Origin of the sequence: Thalassospira lucentensis (assembly GCF_011806425.1) — a bacterium.
Classification (GTDB): Bacteria; Pseudomonadota; Alphaproteobacteria; order Rhodospirillales; family Thalassospiraceae; genus Thalassospira; species Thalassospira lucentensis_B.
This window is the reverse complement of the sequence record NZ_JAATOV010000003.1, coordinates 280096-297028: the sequence shown is the minus strand read 5'-3', so window position 1 is coordinate 297028 and position 16933 is coordinate 280096. Positions and strand designations below refer to the sequence as shown.

Sequence of the window (16933 nt, the reverse complement as noted above, 5' to 3'; positions counted from 1 at the left end):
CCGTCCCTTTCGTAACGCTCCGGATTTTCGATACGCATGCCTGATATTGTCATCAAAAAAGTCAAAAAAGGTGGTCATGGCGGCCACCATGGTGGCTCGTGGAAGGTTGCTTATGCCGACTTCGTGACGGCAATGATGGCGTTTTTCTTGATGCTGTGGCTGCTTTCAAGCGCCAGTGAAGAACAGCTTCAAGGCATATCGACGTATTTCACCCCGGAAACCATTTCACAGAACCAATCAGGGTCCGGTGGGTTGCTGGGCGGCACCAGCCTGGCCGAGGAAGGCGCACTGCGTTCTGAATTTGGCGCCCCGGCGGTACAGATGGATATTCCCCCGCCCCAGACGCCCGAAGAACGCGAAGAAATCCGCGTTGCCCAGATGGAAGAAAAGCAGCTCAGCGACGCCCAGGAAGAACTTCGCAAGGCCATTGAAAGCAGTGAAGAGCTTCAAGGGTTGGAAAAAAACATCCGCATCGAAGAAACCCCAGAAGGTCTTCGCATCCAGTTGCTTGATGAAGACGGCACTGCAATGTTCCCAAGTGGCAGCACCACCATGGCAGAACACACCAAAGTTCTGTTGCAAAAGGTCGCCGAGATCATTGAAAAACTGCCGCAAGACATTTCGATCGAAGGACATACCGATTCTGTGCCGTTCAACCGTGCAGATGGCTATTCTAACTGGGAGCTTTCATCTGAACGCGCGCTTGCAACCCGCCGCACGCTGAGTGAATTCGGCGTCAAAGCAAACCGGTTCTCCAAGGTGGCAGGACTTGCCGATACCGATCCGTTGATGCCAGAAGCCCCGGCGAACGAACGCAACCGCCGCATCAGCATCACCTTGCTGCGCGGAACTGGTGATCAAGCCGCCTTTGACGGTGCAGCTGAGAACGGAAATTCGGGAACCAATTCAAACCGCCCGGATCAGGTCGCACCGACAACGCCAGAACAGCAACGACGCCCGACCTTCTCGGTCCCGTCCCAACCTTAAAAAGTGTCCGCTGATCGGCTTTGTGTCGTGTTCGCATGTTCCTTTTGTGATTTGCCCCTTTAAACTGTCATAAACTGTACTTACTCTCATACTAGTGGTTCGGTGGAATATGATCGGGATGCGTACAGCTAAATGACAGTCAATCAGCGACGACTTACCCAGCATTACTTCATGACAGCGCCCATGCCCTGCCCCTATTTGCCGGGCCGGTTTGAGCGAAAGCTGGTCACCGAATTGCGCGGTCCCGAAGCCAATGGCATTCATGATCTGTTATCCCGATCCGGGTTTCGTCGCAGTCATTCCATTGCCTATCTTCCAGCCTGCAGCGAATGTGATGCCTGCGTTCCCGTACGCGTCGCATGTAAGGATTTCAAACTCAGTAAATCATTCCGGCGCATTCAATCGAAAAACAGCGACCTTGTCCGCAGCATCGTGCCGCCATCAGCCACACAAGAACAGTTCGAGCTGTTTGGCACCTATCAGGACGCCCGGCATGGCAATGGCGATATGGCCAGAATGGATGCCCGTGATTACCGCGCCATGGTCGAAGACAGCACCATTGAAACATCGATCTTTGAATACCGTCGTACTGATGGCAGCCTAATCGCGGTCGCACTGGTGGATAATCTATCTGACGGTCTTTCAGCGGTTTATAGCTTCTTTGATCCGACAGAACATAAACGCGGCCTTGGCACCTATATTGTTCTGGATTTAATCGCCGAAGCACAGGTTCTTGATTTACCCCACGTCTATCTGGGGTACTGGATTTCTGACTGCCGTAAGATGTCCTACAAGATGCGGTTTCAGCCCCTTGAAGGCTTCAAAAACGGACAATGGGTGAGCATGTCCGAACCAGAAAACAGCAATCATCCCGACGAAGGCGTCTGACCATGAACTAAGAGCAGGCATATGCCTGCCCCTTTTTCGCGCTCAACCACGTAACGTATATCCCAACAAAAAAGGCACCCATTTGGGTGCCTTTTTCAAATGTCCGTTATCAGATGCGATCTGGCTAGAACAGAACGCTTGGCAACCATGTTGCCAGCCACGGGAAGCCCGCGACAAGGCAAAGACCCAGCATCTGAATGATCACGAACGGGATGATCCCGCGATAGATATCCATAGTCTGAATGGACGGCGGGGCAACCCCGCGCAGGTAAAACAGCGCAAAGCCAAATGGCGGTGTTAAGAAGCTGGTCTGCAGGTTGATGGCAATCATAATGCCAAGCCACACCGGATCGATATCAAGCTTAAGCAAGATCGGCCCCACAATCGGCACAACTACAAACACAATCTCGATAAAGTCGAGGAAGAAGCCCATGAAGAACATCAACAGCATCACCACCAGCATCGCGCCAAATGCGCCACCTGGTAGATTATGCAAAAGATCTTCGACCAACTTGTCGCCACCAAGGCCACGGAACACCAGCGAGAAGACCGATGCACCCAGCAAGATGACAAACACCATTGCAGTTACCTGCAAAGTTTGACGAATGACATGCCGCAAAACAGCCATATCCAACCGTCGATAGGCCGCCGCGAGCACGGTCGCGCCGACGGACCCAAAGGCCGCTGACTCGGTCGGCGTCGCAATCCCGGTCAGGATGGAGCCCAAAACAGCAACAATCAGAAGTGCCGGTGGCAATAAGGCCCGCAGAACCTCACCCCAAAGGCCTTCCGGGCGTTTGCCTTCGACAAGGGCGGGCGCAGAATTGGGATCAATGATCGACTTGATGATAATCCAGCCAATATACATCCCAACCAGCAACATCCCCGGAATGAACGCCCCGGCAAACAGGTCCATGACCGAAATCGGCTCTGGCGCCCAGTTGCCAAGTGCACGCTGTGCCTCAGCGTAGGACCCCTGCAAGATATCGCCAAGCAGAACAAGTACGATGGACGGCGGAATGATCTGACCAAGGGTCCCCGATGCGCAAATGACACCGGTCGACAGTTTGGGATCATAACCCGCTTTTTGCATCGCTGGCAGGCTAAGCAAGCCCATGGTGACCACGGTGGCCCCGACGATACCCGTCGATGCGGCAAGCAACATGCCAACAATCACAACCGAAATACCAAGACCGCCACGCATGGTGCCAAACAGCATCCCCATAGTGGTCAAAAGCTTTTCGGCAATGCGCGCACGTTCAAGCATCACGCCCATGAACACAAACAGCGGAATGGCCACATAAAGTTCGTTGGACATCACACCGAAATAGCGCGACGGCAACGACCCCAACAGCGGCATATCAAATACGCCAAGCGCATCGCCAAGCAACGCAAATGCAAGACCGGTCCCCGCAAGCGAGAAGGCAACCGGAAAACCAAGAATAAGCACGCCGCAAGCAACGGCGAACATTACCAGGCTAAGAATTTCACCCGTCATTAAATGCCCTCGTGCTCTTCTTCGTTGATTTCAAATTCTTTATGTCCGGCGAGCACAAGCACACTGCGCGCTGCAAGCGACAAGCCTTGCAGCAGCATCAAAACGCAAAACACCAAAATCACGGATTTATAAAGAAACAGCCCCGGAAGACCGCCCGTTTCATGGGACCCTTCAAGTCGTTTCCAGCTGGTCACCACATAAGGGTAGCTATACATGAAAACCATGATCACGACCGGAATCAGCAAGAACAGTGATCCGAAAAGGTCGACCCACGCCTTATAGCGGGGCGACGCCGGACGATAGATCACGTCAACGCGCACATGTCCGCCGTGCAAAAGCGTATAGCCAGCACCAACCATAAACATGATGCCATAAAGCCACATATAGCTTTCCTGCATCGTGACCCACCCGATGGAGAAGCCATAACGCAGCGTGGCCACCAAGAAAGTGATGACCACCATCGGAACCACCAGCCAAGCAACCCCGCGACCGATCCAGTCATTTAGACCGTCTATCGCGTGGACGAAATTTCCTAGAAATCTCACTTTTCACTCCCAAGCCCTTATATCGCACAGGAAAATTGCGGGCTTCCTGTTAAACTTGCGTGGAAGTTACATTTTTAACATGTAAAACGCTATATATTTTGCTTGAAAATATGGCTATTTCCTTGGTTTTTTCACTTTCCCAAGCCGTTTCAAGCACCCTAAGTCGAAAAAAGCCGGATGGAATAAATCCCACCCGGCTTTTAAAATATCAATCGACTGTAAAAGCGACGTTTATTCGAACTTGTTTGACCGCGGGAAGCCATTTGGCGGCAACCGCCCTGCCCCTGCACGTTTGCCAATCCACTCAGAAAGATCTGTCACGGTGCGGGTGCGACCTTCGCTGCCACCCATCGCCCAGCTCAGACCTTCTTCAAGATTGAAAATGATCAGATCGGACAGACCACCTTGGCGGTATTTTTGCAGAATCACGCCGCGTCCACGCGTCATTTCCGGCACTTCCGAGACCGGATAAATCAACAATTTGCGGTTTTCACCCAAGACGGCAACGTGGTCATGCTCGACCGGCAGGCAGATCTTGGCAACTTCGCCGTCGCCAAGGTTCAAAATCTGTTTCCCGTTCTTGGTTTGGGCCACGACATCTTTTTCCGCAACCTGGAAACCACGCCCGGCCGAACTTGCCACCAGCAAGTTACGATCGCTCTTGTGAACGATCATGGACACGATGTCATGTTCTTGCGGCAAATCGATCGAAAGACGGATCGGCTCACCATTGCCACGCCCACCGGGCAGCTTGTCACACGACATGGTGTAACAACGGCCCGCCGTCGACAGAATAAGAACCTTATCGGTCGTAAAGGCCTTAAGGGCAAAACGCCCTTCGTCACCGTCCTTGAATTTCAGATCGCCAAGGTCGGCGGTATGGCCCTTAAGCGCACGGACCCAACCCATTTTCGAACAAATGATCGTAATCGGTTCACGTTCGATCAGCGCCTCAAGCGGAACTTCGATTTCTTCTGGCGCGTCACCGATCTCAGTGCGGCGTTTGCCAAGCTCGGTCTGCTTGCCAAATTTCTCGCGCATCGTATCGATTTCATCGCGAATGCGTTCCCACCGAAGGCTTTCGCTTGCCAGAAGTGCTTCAAGGCCTTCTTTTTCTTCGGTCAGTTTGGCGTGCTCGTTCTTGATTTCCATCTCTTCGAGCTTGCGCAAAGACCGCAAACGCATATTCAAGATCGCATCGGCCTGAACTTCCGTCAGGTCAAACGCGCTCATCAAGGATGCTTTTGGCTCATCCTCGAAACGAATAATACGGATCACTTCGTCCAGGTTCAGATAGGCGACAAGATAGCCTTCCAACACTTCAAGACGATGATTGATCTTGGCAAGTCGATGATTGGACCGACGGATCAAAACATCCTGACGGTGGGCCAAGAACGCGCGCAGAACTTCGCGCAAATTCATGACACGCGGGGTGTTATCCCCGTCCAGAACGTTCATGTTCAAACCAAACCGGATTTCCAGTTCGGTATTCTTGAACAGCATCTCCATCAGATGTTCTGGTTCTACCGCACGGGTGCGTGGTTCCAGAACAAGACGAATGATATCGGTCGATTCATCGCGCACGTCATTAAGAAGCGGCAACTTCTTGGCGACCATCAAATCAGCAATGCGTTCAACCAGTTTGGCCTTTTGAACCTGATACGGAACTTCGGTAATGACCACCTGATACAGGCCGTGGCTAAGTTTTTCGACTTCCCACTTTGCGCGCAGGCGGAATGACCCACGCCCGGTCGCATAGGCCTCAAGAATGTTTTCACGCGGCTCAACCAGAACACCACCGGTCGGGAAATCTGGTCCCGGCACACACCTCACAAGTTCCGCGATGGAAGTTTCCGGATTATCGATCAGCTTGATCAGGCCTTCGCACAGCTCGTCCGCATTGTGCGGCGGGATGTTGGTGGCCATACCAACCGCGATGCCAGATGCCCCGTTTGCCAAAAGGTTTGGAAACGCAGCCGGCATGACGATCGGTTCTTGCTCTTCACCGTCATAGGTGGCGCGAAAATCAATCGCATCCTCGTCCAAACCATCCATCAAGGCAGCTGCAACGGCGGTCATCCGGGCTTCGGTATAACGCATCGCCGCGGCGTTATCGCCATCGATGTTGCCAAAGTTCCCTTGCCCATCGACAAGCGGATACCGCACAGCAAAGTCCTGCGCCAAACGCACAAGTGCGTCATACACGGACTGGTCACCGTGTGGGTGATATTTACCGATCACATCACCGACCACACGCGCGCATTTCTTAAACCCTTGTTCCGGGTTCAATTTCAACTGACGCATCGCGAAAAGAAGACGGCGGTGTACGGGTTTCAAACCATCACGTACATCGGGCAGAGAACGCGACATAATCGTCGACATCGCATAAGCAAGGTAACGTTCGCTCAGCGCGTCGGCAAGTCGGGTTTCCCGGATTTGGCCGGTACCGGCCGGCTCGGAAGTCTTGGTGCTCATGAACGGTTTTTCTTGTTTCTTTGCAGAATGAACTGGTGTGAAAACACACACGACGTTGATGTCGATGCATCACTGGTTTGGCAACATACTACGCACGGCCTAGGGATGGTCAACATGTGCTGCACAAAATGACGAATTTATTTTTCTTTCGCCGGCACAGACCGCCACACATGACTGACAAGTCGATCCCGTGCCGCGACTGGCTTTAAGGCTTTTGCTTCGAAAATATCGCGGTGAATAAAGAACCCGGTCAATTTTAGGCCATCACGGATTTGATCCGAAAGGTCTTCGGCTTTGCGTGTATCCGTCCCCTGCCCACCGGCCCCGCCAGACAAAAACGCCGGCAACGGCAAAAGACGATCACGATACGCCTGCCCCGCTTCTTGTGAAACTGCGCGCCCGCTTTTGGGCGAAACATACGCCAAATTGGTCGTCACATTCGTCGCGGCACAACAACCAAGCGACAAGCCATAGCCAAGCTCTTCAAGAAGACCAACTTCCCAGCGAATATAGGAAGGCAACCATTGCTCGGTCTTTAGCGCCGACATCAAGGCCACGGTTCCGTGAAACAAGTCCGGGTGGGCTTCGCGCTCTGGCAAAGTCGCATCAAGCATGGCACAGGCCGAACTCATCGCCATAAGCGGCCCCGGTGATAACAGCAGGTCTGCCGCATGCGCCCCCGTCAATTCACAGCGAAACTGTCCAAGATGCTCGGCCAGACGTGCCGACCACCCAACACGCACCTGATTGCCTGGTTCAAGGGTCCCGCGCATTGATTTGCTGGTCGCGCCGCGGACCATGCCAGCATGGCGGCCATAATCGCGGGTCAGAACCGAAAGACGGGCTGCGTTTTCACCAAGTTTGCGCGTCGAAAGAACAATACCATCATCACGCCAATCCATGATCGCCCCTTAGAAAAACCCGCCGGGCACAATCAATCGGGACACAAGGAAAAAGAAACCCATCAGGCTGGATGCAAGGCAAAACAATGCCGCGATAAAAATCGCCTTTTTCAGCCACGGGCGGCTTTCGACGTCGTCAATCGCCGCGTCAATCGGATCGTTTGAACGTTTGGTCATCAGTTGGGAACTCCGCCCGTCATGCGCCAAAATAACCCTAGCAAAAAGATGGCAAGTGCAGCCAAAAGCGCAAGAAGGTTAAGCGGGCGATGCAAAAAAGAAGTTTCCCGCCGTACCTTGCTGCTATCAGGGCGCTTAATGAATGGTCTTCTGGCAATGCGTGCAACAATCAGTGCGGCAACCGCACCGAGAACAATTAACACAACGCCCCAAAAAGATCCGAATTCCATCATCTACCCAGTGATTGCAAGCCGCACGGTACGGCGGTCATAATCAGGCGTTAGGATCAAGTCCCCACATGGCAAAGCGATTGGGATCATCGCCCCAATTTTCACGCACTTTCACAAACAAGAACAGGTGAACGCGGCGCTCAAAAATGGCTTCAAGCTCTTTGCGCGCATCACTGCCAAGTGCCTTGATCCGCTTGCCGCCCTTGCCAAGAATGATGGCCTTTTGGCCTTCACGTTCGACAAAAATGGTTTGCTCAAGCTTGACCGAACCGTCTTTGCGCTCTTCCCAAAGTTCGGTTTCAACCGTTGCCGAATACGGCAATTCCTGCTGCAGCTGATAATACAGCTTTTCGCGGGTAATTTCGGCCGCAAGCAACCGAAGCGGCATATCCGAAACGTCGTCTTCTGGGAACATCCATGGGCCGTCTGGCATTTTGGCGGCCAGGAAGTTGACCAGATCTTGCGTTCCGGCCCCTTTTTTTGCCGAAATCATAAAGACGTCGGTAAAGACCTCATAGGAAAACAGTTCTTGCGACAATCGCAGAAGCTTTTCCTTATCAGTGACTTTATCGACCTTGTTCAATGCCAAGATCGCCTTGCGGTGCTGATCTTTAAGCTGCTTGATGATGGCCTGATCTTCTTCGGTGACGCCAGTTCCGGCATCAATGACAAGAACAACCAAGTCCGCATCATCCGCACCATTCCATGCGGCTTTGACCATCGCGCGGTCAAGGCGGCGTTTTGGCGCAAAGATACCGGGGGTATCAATAAAAACAATCTGTGCGTCTTCGGTCATGACGATACCACGCACACGCGTACGGGTCGTCTGCACCTTCGGCGAGACAATCGATACTTTCGTACCGACAAGCTGGTTCAACAGGGTTGATTTGCCAGCATTTGGCGCACCAACAAGTGCCACAAAGCCGCAACGCTGCTGATAAGGTAATCTGTCTTCGCTCACCGGTGTGGGAACCTCATTCATGGCTTAGTTTATCCAACATCAATTGGGCGGCGATTTGCTCCGCCTCACGTTTTGATTTTCCTTCGGCACTGACACTGTCCCCATCACTGGCGGTCAGTTCGATGGTAAAGACGGGTGCATGTGCCGGGCCTTCACGGCCAATCATTTCATATTTGGGCAGCGGCTTTCCGCGTCCCTGCAGCCATTCCTGCAATTGGGTTTTGGCATCCTGTGGCGGCTTGTTATCTTCATCTAGAAGCGGCGTCCACAGCTTTTCGATAAAGCTGCGCGCAGGTTCCAAACCACCATCAAGATAGAGTGCGGCAATCACCGCTTCCATGCAATCAGATAAAATGGCCGGGTTGGTGTCCGCCCCTGCGGCCCGCTCACCCTTCGCCATCTGGATCAGATCACCCAGATTAATCTGGACGGCCACACGCGCCAGTGTCTCGCGGCGTACAAGGGCGACAAACCGTTTGGCCATCGCACCTTCGCGCTCACGCCCAAAACGGGTATATAGCATATCCGCCACGACAAGACCAAGCACGCGATCGCCAAGAAACTCAAGGCGTTCATTGCCACCGCTCAGCGCATCCTTCCCCTTGGCCGCACTGCGGTGCGTTAACGCAACACGCAGAAGGTCCGGGTTGGAAAATTCGTGGTCAATCTCTGGGATCCGTGGAGCCCCCTCACCCATCAGTTAATCCCCTGAAACAGACGGTCAAATCGAATGCTGCCCAAATCGTAAATCGGCTGCGAGCTATCCTTGGAATAGAACAGGAACTCTGCACGGCCGACAAGGTTTTCAACCGGGACAAACCGGAACCGTGCCGGGAATGCGCGGCTATCTGCCGAATTATCGCGGTTATCACCCATCATGAAGAAATGACCTTCAGGCACGGTAAACGCCTCGGTATTGTCGCTCGGCCCCTGATCCCCAAACAGTTCCAGAATACGGTGCACACGCCCGTTCGGAAGCGTTTCAAGATACTGCGCCACTGCCGCTGAACGTCCGGTGCCATCGGTCAGGATGTAATCTTCGATCCGTTCGCGTTCAGCCATCTTGTTATTGATGTAAAGACGACCGTTCTTGACCTGAACCGTATCACCCGGAAGACCGATCACGCGTTTGATGTAATCCTGCGACGTATCAGACGGCAGTTTGAAAACAACCACATCCCCGCGCTCTGGCTCGGTTTCCAGAATACGGCCCGGGATCAGCGGCAAGCTAAATGGCAAGCTGTGCTTGGAATAGCCGTATGAAAACTTCGATACGAACAGATAATCACCGACAAGCAAGGTCGGGATCATCGACCCTGACGGAATGTTAAATGGCTCATACGCGAACGTACGAACCAAAAGCGCGATGAGAACGGCCCAGAAAACGGTTTTAAGGGTATCGAATAATCCGCCCGTCTTCTTTTTATGCACTAACTTTTCCATTCCGTGTCTTACCAATCACTTTTATCTGTCAATCTGCCGAAATAACCACAACAGCATTGGCGAGCGGATATTCATCCGTCAGCGTCACATATACTGAAGCCATTTTCCCGTCAGGGGTCAATTCTTCAAGTCTTTTCAATGCACCGTCTATCAAAACCATGTCGGGTTTACCACTGGGTTGATGCACAACCCCCATCGTATTGTGATAAACGCCCTGGCGAAAACCAGTTCCCAGGGCTTTTGAACAGGCCTCTTTCGCCGCAAAAGCCATTGCAAACGACGATGCCGTACGGTGCGGTTTACGTTTTGCGCGCGCAATTTCAACATCGGTGAAGACACGTTTCATGAACCGCTCACCGTGACGTTCAAGTGCCGTCTCGATCCGGCGGATATCACACAAATCTGTGCCAATACCAATGATCATTTAGCGCCCGCTTCGATACCACGTGCCTCATCCATCAGGCGACGCATTTCGCCAATGGCTTTTTCCAGACCGACAAAGATCGCTTCGCCAATCAAAAAATGCCCGATATTGAGCTCGGCAATCGCTGGCATCGCCGCAATCGGCTTAACCGTATCAAATGTCAAACCATGCCCCGCATGGATTTCAAGCCCGATAGAGGAGCCATACGCAACCGCCTTACCAATACGCTGCAGCTCTTTGTTTCGCGCGTCTTCGGTTTCGGCGTCGCAATAGGCACCTGTATGAATTTCAACAACCGGCGCGCCAAGGCTTTTGGCCGCATCAAGCTGCTCTTTCGATGCCTCGATAAACAGCGAAACGCGAATACCGGCATTACCAAGCTCGGTCACAAACGGCTTCAGGTAATTGTGACCACCGGCAACATCAAGCCCGCCTTCGGTGGTGCGTTCTTCACGCTTTTCCGGCACGAGGCACACGGCATGCGGCTTGGTTCTAAGCGCAATTGCCAGCATCTCTTCGGTGGCGGCCATTTCGAAATTCAACGGAATATCAATGTTTTCACGGATATTCTTCATGTCATCGTCTGAGATATGACGACGATCTTCGCGCAAATGGGCCGTGATGCCATCCGCCCCGGCAGCGGCCGCAAGGATCGCTGCGCGTGCTGGATCAGGTGCGACACCTCCGCGCGCATTGCGCACTGTGGCAACGTGATCGATATTAACGCCAAGCCGAAGTTTCGAACTCATGAAGTTTCATCCTGATTTTTGGTGGCAGTCTTTTTCACCGCACCGATCTTTTCCTTGGCAGTTTCAAGCATCGGCACCAACCCGGGGCGATCCGATTTTTTCATGCGGCGCAAAATCCGGTTATGGCGATAAATCCCAACTGCCCGACGTACCGGGAAGTAAAACAGCATCCAAACCACAATGGAAGTCGGAATACAGCCAACAATCATCGGCCAGATAATATCGATAATGCTATGCCACAGGCTTGCCAGTGCCGTGTGATCTGCTGGGTCCCAATGACCAAAGATCAACCCGCCACCGATATAGCTCAGTCCAAGGGTCACGAAATCCCACAGAACGGTCATATCAAAATGCACCGCATGTCCCGGATCATCAACACCGAGTATCCAGTTCCCAGCGGTATAAAGCCAAATCCAGATAAACGGGAATGTCCACGGATTACCGACGATCGTGCCAAGCAACGATGCGACAAGATTACTGCGCAAAAGGAAGCTTAGAATCGCCGACAGGACAAAGTGAAATCCGATAAACGGCGTAAAGGATACCGCCGCGCCAATCGCAAAACCCGAAGCGATGCTATAAGGCGTTCCGGGTAACCGTGCCACGCGATGCGCAAAATACTGCGACGAACGCCGCCATCCACCACGCGGCCAAACCACGTTGCGAACTTTTTGGAATGAATTTGGTTTGATGCGGCGGCGAAACATGCGGGATCAGTTCTGAGGAAAAACAGCTAAACCAAGACAAAGTCGAGGCATATGGGTAAGTGCTTGCTGCGAACTTGGCAAGGTTTTTACGCCGAAATCACCGAAAAGGCGAAGGAGTTCACAACTCACCATTATCCCCGCGCGCGCTCCACCGTATTGACCACCGGGGTTGCCCGCAAAGCCGCAATGATATTGGTCAGATGTTTGACATCCACAACATCAACATCAATCAACATTTCAAAAAAATCTGTGGTGCGATTGGTAAAGCGCAGATTGGTAATGTTGCCATGGTTTTTGGCAATCACACTGGTAATCGAACTCAACGCGCCCTGCTCATGGCCCACGGTCAAACCAAGGCGCCCGATGAAGTGTTCCGGCTCGCCATCATTGTCCCACCCAACGTCAAGCCAACGTTCTGGCTGCTCGGTAAAGGTTTCAAGGGTGTCGCAATCAATCGTGTGGATCGTAACGCCCTTCCCCGTGGTGACAATCCCAACAATGCGATCACCAGGCAACGGGTGGCAACACCCAGCATAATGCACAGCCATACCGGGGATAAGGCCCTTAAGCGGGATGGCGTGATCATGCTTGCGCGCACGTCCCTTTTCAGCCGGGATGATTTTGCGCGCGGTCTCGGTGTCTCTGGATCCCGGGAATACCGCATGAACGACTTCACGCCCGGTATGATGCCCTGCCCCGACGGAGCTTAGCAACGCATCCGCACTGGGCAGTTTGAAGATTTTTAAGACACCATCAATTGCCTTGTCGGAATAGTCATAGCCTTCTTGGCGGAATGCCTTTTGAAGGATGGCTTTGCCAAGGTCCTTGTACTGGTCTTCCTGCTGCTGACGGATAAACCGGCGAATACGCGCGCGCGCCTTACCGGTAACAACAAACCGTTCCCACGTCGGATTAGGCGTTTGCGCCTTGGAGGTTACAATTTCAACCTGATCGCCGTTATTGAGCATCGTGCGCAATGGTACCATCGCGCCATTGACCTTCGCCCCAACGCAAGTGTCCCCAATGTGGGTATGGATCATGTACGCGAAATCGACCGGGGTTGCGCGCGCAGGCAGCGCAATCACCTCGCCCTTCGGGCTAAAGCAGAATACCTGATCCTGGAACATCGCCAGCTTGGTATGCTCAAGGAATTCTTCTGGCTCGGAAGCATGTTCAAGAATATCCAAAAGGTCGCGCAGCCAGCGATACTGCACGCCTTCTTTTTGTGGCCCTGCTTTTTGCGAACCACCTTCTTGCTTATAAACCCAATGCGCGGCCACACCGTTATCGTTGACCTCGTGCATTTCACGGGTCCGAATTTGCACTTCGATCCGGTGGTTTTCCGGGCCAAGAACAGTGGTGTGAATCGAACGATAGCCGTTTGGCTTCGGGGTTGAGATATAATCTTTAAACCGGCCCGGGATCACTTTGTAATTGGCATGCAGGTAACCCAGAACTTCGTAGCATTGCGGCATGTCTTCTACCAACACCCGGAACGCCATGATATCTGACAACTCGCCAAAGGTGATGTTCTTGCGCTGCATTTTCTGCCAGATCGAATATGGCCGTTTTTCACGCCCATAAATATCAACCGCCAGCCCCTGGCGCACAATGACGTCTTTTAACTCGGAAACGATCCGGTTAACGACATTGTCGTCCTTCTCACGCAGGAATTCCAAACGCGCCAAGATCGAATCACGGGCTTCTGGGTTGATATGCTGAAAAGCAAGGTCTTCAAGCTCTTCCTTGATGTCATGCATACCAATGCGCTCGGCAAGCGGTGCATAAATCTCAAGCGTTTCTGCCGCTATGCGTACGCGTTTTTCCGGTTTGGAAATGTAATGCAGCGTGCGCATATTGTGCAGACGGTCGGCCAACTTGACCAACAGAACACGAATGTCTTCTGACATGGCAAGCAGCAGCTTGCGGAAGTTCTCAGCCTGCTTTGAGTCAGCTGATTTAAGCTCGATCTGGGTCAGCTTGGTGACACCATCGACCATCTTCAGAATATCAGGACCAAACAGCTTGTTGATTTCTTCTGGCGTGGCGTCGGTATCTTCGATCGTATCATGCAACAGCGCTGTGATGATCGTGTCACAATCGAGCTTGTAATTCGTCAGAATGCCCGCGACTTCGATCGGATGAGAAAAATACGGGTCCCCCGACGCGCGCTTTTGAGAACCATGCTTCTGGGTCGCATAGACATACGCCCGGTTCAGTGTGGTTTCACACGCATCCGGATCATAAGCTTTTACCCGTTCAACAAGTTCATATTGGCGCATCATTCAGGGGGCATCTCCGTAAATCATTATCGGGGCAAAATCGAACCCCGCTCATAAGATAGTACGATTTGGATAAAAAAAAGCCACGGATGATAAATACCGTGGCTTTTCTTTTAAAACGATCTCAGATCAACGTCTCTGTGACCTAATTTTATTCGTCTTCGGACGGTGCAACCACACCAACCGATGCATCTTCAACAGCTTCTGCAACCAGTTTTGGTCCGAAATCGTCTTCGGATTCTTCTGGCTCGTCAGGCTCAACATGCCGCTGCAGACCCTGAACCAAACCATTGCGCAGTTCGTCGAAATCAACTTTTTCTTCAGCGATTTCACGCAGCGAGACAACGGGGTTTTTATCGTTGTCACGATCAATGGTCAGTTCAGCGCCAGCCGAAATGTTGCGTGCACGCTGAGCAGCAATCATAACCAGCTCAAAGCGGTTCGGAATCTTGTCAACGCAATCTTCGACGGTAACGCGCGCCATAAATGTCTCCAGATATACTTTTTGGGGTGTCCAGACCGAGCTTTATAGCGCCGGATCGTTTGTGTTGCAACAGCGAAACCACACTTTCGAACAGGTTTTCGCTGGATTTTTTAACTCTCTGCCTGCTTGCGGATTTGCTGATCGGCCGGAAGATCGGAAATAAGGTCGCCAACAGTGCGTCCCAAAACCGGATGCACCCAGTCAGGTGCGACATCACGCAACGGCAAAAGAACGAATGCCCGCTCCGCCATTCTGGGGTGCGGCACGTTAATACCGCCCTCCTCGACAATCAAATCACGGCCATAGGCAATTAGATCAAGGTCAATGACGCGTGCGGCATTGCGTTCGCGGCGCACGCGCCCAAATTCGGCTTCCACTTCATGAAGCTTCAAAAGCAAATCATGCGCCGAAAGATCCGTCTCAACCCACGCAACACCATTCACATACCACGGCTGATCAGAAATCGGCACGGGTGCAGTTTCATAAAAAGATGACACAGCCTTGATTGAAACCCGGCCATCTTGGGCTAAATGTTCCAATGCAGCCTTCAATGTCTGCGCTGGCGCACCATATTGATCAGTAGGTAAATTCGCACCAAAAGCGATCAGCTTGGCGTCTTCAGACGTAGATTGAATATTGGACACTGACGGGTTGCTCACAAAGCGTGCTTTCTGGTCTGTGGGTCGCGGGAAAGACGGCATATCTAAGGGAGGCAGCATATCCTGTCCATGACATTTTCGCCTTTCCTTGTTCTCGCACCCACGGTAAACAATTGAGGTTCCGTTTTTTTAGGAACTGCATATTAAAATTTTAAAGTTTGAGGAATTTATATGATGATTTTTTACCCGCAGGAGCGGATCGGGCTTTTTATAGATGGCTCGAACCTCTATGCCGCTGCAAGGTCGCTTGGCTTTGACATTGATTACAAACGCCTTTTGGAACTTTTCTCGCAAAAAGGTCAGCTGATCCGGGCATTCTATTATACCGCCCTTATCGAAGATCAGGAATATTCCCCGATCCGCCCACTCGTCGATTGGCTTGATTACAACGGCTATACCATGGTCACAAAACCGACCAAGGAATTTACCGATGCCGCTGGCCGTCGCAAGATCAAAGGCAACATGGATATCGAGCTGGCAATTGACGTCATGGAAATGGCGCAACACCTTGATCATGTTGTCATTTTCTCGGGCGATGGTGATTTCCGTCGTTTGGTCGATGCGATCCAGCGTAAAGGCGTTCGTGTTACCGTGGTCTCCACGGTTAAATCGAACCCGCCAATGGTCGCCGATGAACTTCGCCGTCAGGCAGATAACTTCATTGAATTAACCGACCTTGAAGGCACCATCGCGCGCAAGGTTCAGCAACGCCGTGACGATGACCACCCTGATATTGATGATCATCCCGACCATCCTGAACTTGGCGATTTCGATTACACCTAAGAAAATATCGTTTTCGCTTTTCGCTCTATCCTGATCACGACCGGTTACGGACCGCTCCGTAACCGGCAAAACCGTCAGATATGCCATGACCGCCTATCAGCAGCCCGACCGAGACTGCCAACTTTGCCCGCGCTTGGTGGAATTTCGCCGCGCCAATCAGCAAAAGTTCCCGCATTTCTATAATGGCCCTGTTCGGCCCTTTGGCCCGATTGATGCCCGACTTCTGATTGTCGGCCTCGCACCGGGGCTTAAAGGTGCCAACGCCACTGGGCGGCCCTTTACCGGCGATTATGCCGGTGACCTTCTCTATGACACGCTTAAAAAGTTTGGCTTTGCCACGGGGACCTATGACAAGCGCCCCGATGATGGGCTCGAACTGATCGATTGCCGCATCACCAATGCGGTCAAATGCGTGCCGCCGGAAAATAAACCGACCGGACCAGAAGCCAACACTTGCCGTCCCTTCCTAATCAGCGAATTCGACGCAATGCCCAACCTTTCGGCCATTTTGTGCCTGGGTCAGGTTGCCCATCAGGCAATGATGCGCACCTATGGGCTTAAGCTGTCATCGTTCAAATTTGGGCATGGGGCGTCACATCGTATGGAAAATGGCATCACATTGTTTGATAGCTATCACTGTTCGCGCTACAACACCCAGACCTATCGCCTGACGCCAGAGATGTTTGAAAACGTCTTTGCCGACATCCGCGCACATCTGGACGGTTAAATTGCCCGATAC

General features: G+C 52.4%; 18 protein-coding genes. 4 read left to right on the top strand and 14 right to left on the bottom strand.

All coding sequences use genetic code 11. From position 1 onward, the window contains the following. Positions 1-36 precede the first annotated feature (36 nt). Both HCZ99_RS11340 and HCZ99_RS11335 read left to right on the top strand, forming a co-directional pair. Positions 37-987 carry a flagellar motor protein MotB gene (locus HCZ99_RS11340; protein ID WP_167447083.1) on the top strand — a complete coding sequence of 317 codons (951 nt, stop codon included), beginning with the start codon at positions 37-39 and terminating at the stop codon, positions 985-987. A 132-nt stretch (positions 988-1119) separates the two neighbouring features. After that, entirely contained in the window at positions 1120-1875 is a 756-nt protein-coding gene (locus HCZ99_RS11335) for an arginyltransferase (RefSeq protein WP_167447082.1), read from the top strand. A 124-nt stretch (positions 1876-1999) separates the two neighbouring features. Here the strand turns inward: HCZ99_RS11335 and HCZ99_RS11330 are convergent, their stop codons facing one another. The 14 genes from HCZ99_RS11330 to folK form a co-directional block, all read right to left on the bottom strand. Continuing rightward, positions 2000-3373, bottom strand: a complete 1374-nt coding sequence (locus tag HCZ99_RS11330) for a TRAP transporter large permease (protein ID WP_167447081.1) — start codon at positions 3371-3373, stop codon at positions 2000-2002. After that, the gene (locus HCZ99_RS11325; protein WP_167447080.1) at positions 3373-3918 is read right to left on the bottom strand and encodes a TRAP transporter small permease subunit; all 546 of its coding nucleotides are present in this window, start codon (positions 3916-3918) and stop codon (positions 3373-3375) included. The genes HCZ99_RS11330 and HCZ99_RS11325 overlap by 1 nt, the downstream gene beginning before the upstream one ends. A 231-nt stretch (positions 3919-4149) precedes the next feature. Then, positions 4150-6393: a DNA topoisomerase IV subunit A gene (gene parC / locus HCZ99_RS11320; RefSeq protein ID WP_167447079.1), complete on the bottom strand. Its 2244-nt coding sequence runs from the start codon at positions 6391-6393 to the stop codon at positions 4150-4152. 137 nt (positions 6394-6530) lie between these two features. Further along, positions 6531-7295 (bottom strand): DNA repair protein RecO, encoded by a 765-nt coding sequence (gene recO, locus HCZ99_RS11315; protein WP_167447078.1) that lies wholly within the window; start codon positions 7293-7295, stop codon positions 6531-6533. 9 nt (positions 7296-7304) lie between these two features. Then, positions 7305-7472, bottom strand: coding sequence for a hypothetical protein (locus HCZ99_RS11310; protein ID WP_167447077.1), 168 nt, complete (start codon positions 7470-7472; stop codon positions 7305-7307). Positions 7473-7745: 273 nt separating this feature from the next. Next, complete coding sequence (gene era, locus HCZ99_RS11305) at positions 7746-8684, bottom strand: GTPase Era (RefSeq protein ID WP_167447076.1); 939 nt, start codon at positions 8682-8684, stop codon at positions 7746-7748. Then, positions 8677-9360, bottom strand: coding sequence for a ribonuclease III (gene rnc / locus HCZ99_RS11300; protein WP_167447075.1), 684 nt, complete (start codon positions 9358-9360; stop codon positions 8677-8679). Before rnc ends, era begins: the two co-directional genes overlap by 8 nt. Further along, complete coding sequence (lepB, locus tag HCZ99_RS11295) at positions 9360-10106, bottom strand: signal peptidase I (protein WP_167447074.1); 747 nt, start codon at positions 10104-10106, stop codon at positions 9360-9362. Before lepB ends, rnc begins: the two co-directional genes overlap by 1 nt. Before the next feature lie 28 nt (positions 10107-10134). Next, positions 10135-10530 (bottom strand): holo-ACP synthase, encoded by a 396-nt coding sequence (acpS, locus tag HCZ99_RS11290; protein WP_167447073.1) that lies wholly within the window; start codon positions 10528-10530, stop codon positions 10135-10137. Beyond that, positions 10527-11279 carry a pyridoxine 5'-phosphate synthase gene (locus HCZ99_RS11285; protein WP_167447072.1) on the bottom strand — a complete coding sequence of 251 codons (753 nt, stop codon included), beginning with the start codon at positions 11277-11279 and terminating at the stop codon, positions 10527-10529. The genes acpS and HCZ99_RS11285 overlap by 4 nt, the downstream gene beginning before the upstream one ends. After that, positions 11276-11986, bottom strand: coding sequence for a DUF2062 domain-containing protein (locus HCZ99_RS11280; RefSeq protein ID WP_167447071.1), 711 nt, complete (start codon positions 11984-11986; stop codon positions 11276-11278). Before HCZ99_RS11280 ends, HCZ99_RS11285 begins: the two co-directional genes overlap by 4 nt. A gap of 131 nt (positions 11987-12117) precedes the next feature. Then, positions 12118-14271, bottom strand: coding sequence for a RelA/SpoT family protein (locus HCZ99_RS11275; protein ID WP_167447070.1), 2154 nt, complete (start codon positions 14269-14271; stop codon positions 12118-12120). A 148-nt stretch (positions 14272-14419) separates the two neighbouring features. After that, entirely contained in the window at positions 14420-14752 is a 333-nt protein-coding gene (gene rpoZ, locus HCZ99_RS11270) for a DNA-directed RNA polymerase subunit omega (RefSeq protein WP_167447069.1), read from the bottom strand. A gap of 110 nt (positions 14753-14862) precedes the next feature. Then, positions 14863-15411, bottom strand: a complete 549-nt coding sequence (folK, locus tag HCZ99_RS11265; protein WP_368484255.1) for a 2-amino-4-hydroxy-6-hydroxymethyldihydropteridine diphosphokinase — start codon at positions 15409-15411, stop codon at positions 14863-14865. 174 nt (positions 15412-15585) lie between these two features. On the opposite strand from folK, the gene HCZ99_RS11260 reads away from it, so the two are divergent. Both HCZ99_RS11260 and HCZ99_RS11255 read left to right on the top strand, forming a co-directional pair. Continuing rightward, positions 15586-16194 carry a LabA-like NYN domain-containing protein gene (locus HCZ99_RS11260; protein WP_167447526.1) on the top strand — a complete coding sequence of 203 codons (609 nt, stop codon included), beginning with the start codon at positions 15586-15588 and terminating at the stop codon, positions 16192-16194. 85 nt (positions 16195-16279) lie between these two features. Next, positions 16280-16921, top strand: coding sequence for a uracil-DNA glycosylase (locus HCZ99_RS11255; protein WP_167447068.1), 642 nt, complete (start codon positions 16280-16282; stop codon positions 16919-16921). Positions 16922-16933 lie beyond the last annotated feature (12 nt).